General features: G+C 71.4%; 2 protein-coding genes. One reads left to right on the forward strand and one right to left on the reverse strand.

Annotated features, from left to right (window positions below; genetic code table 11):
* A partial coding sequence (locus tag ACQKIP_RS47915) for an SDR family oxidoreductase (protein ID WP_427745919.1) occupies positions 1-573 on the reverse strand: 573 nt, incomplete at its 3' end.
* 237 nt (positions 574-810) lie between these two features.
* On the opposite strand from ACQKIP_RS47915, the gene ACQKIP_RS47920 reads away from it, so the two are divergent.
* The coding region (locus tag ACQKIP_RS47920) for a sigma factor (protein ID WP_427745920.1) at positions 811-1,176 on the forward strand (366 nt) is incomplete at its 3' end.

Raw genomic sequence — 1,176 nt, forward strand, 5'->3', positions numbered from 1 at the left:
CATCTCGGGTATCGCAACCCGGGGGCCCGGCGGGGGGGCCCCGGGGCCGGGGGCCTGGTCCACCTGGGTCCCGCCCAGGGGGGGCCTGCCCACGTGGGGGGGGGGCCGGGCGGGGATGTAGGCGACGTCGCCCTGCCGCCAGTCCAGGAGTTGGCCGACGAACTCGTGGAACTGGGCGGCACGCAGGATGCGGGCCTGAAGCGGTCCGGACAGGGTGGCTTCCTCGTGCGCCTGCTGGGCGGCGACGAAACCCGCGGTCGCTCTGTCCGCACCGATGATCGACACGGCGACGATCCGGCCGGCTCCCGCACGCCGGCCGGCCTCGTGCAGGTTGCCGGCGGCGGTCCGGAAGAACTCCGTGGCGGCTTCCTGGTCGGATGCGTGCCATGACGCGACATCGATGATGACGTCGACGCCGGTGAGCGCGTCGGCCAGCCCCTCGCCTGTGATCACGTCCACACCGGTGGCCCGCGACATCGGCACCACAGGGTGGCCTCGTTCCGTAAGGACGTCCACAACGTGGCGTCCCAGCCGTCCGGTTGCTCCTGCTACGGCGAACTTGCTGGTGCTCATGTTCCACCCTTTCTCGGGTGCCAGGGGTGTCTGAGTGGTGCGTCGGCGCAGGGAAACGCGCAGTGCGTACGCGCGGCGTCCTGACGCTCACGAGACGCCGGCCCCCCGACGCCCGTAACAGTCGCGGATGTGTGATGCAGGCCACGCTTCAGGGGTGTTACACCTCAGCACCGCGGGGCGTCCCGTGCACGGACGATGGCTGGGCATGGCGGGCAAGCGAACAGGCAGGAGCCGGACATGAGCGAGCGCAGGGGACCGATCACACAGACACCCGGACCGGCTGACCGCGACGTCCGAGGGGAGGTCCCGGACGGCGCCACCGAGGTGTTCCTGGCCCACCGCAATCTGCTGTTCACCGTGGCCTACGAGATCCTCGGTTCGGCCGCCGACGCCGAGGACGTCCTGCAAGAGACCTGGCTGCGGTGGACGGCCGTCGATCCGGCGAGGGTGCGCAAGGAACGCGCGTACCTGGTGCAGATCGCCACCCGGCAGGCACTGGACCGGGTGCGCGCGCTCGGCAGGCGCAAGGAGTCCTACGTGGGACCCTGGGTGCCAGAGCCGCTGCTGACCGCGCCGGACGTGGCGGAGGACGTCGCACTGGCC

The sequence above is a fragment of the Streptomyces sp. NPDC059900 genome, assembly GCF_050270335.1.
Classification (GTDB): Bacteria; Actinomycetota; Actinomycetes; order Streptomycetales; family Streptomycetaceae; genus Streptomyces.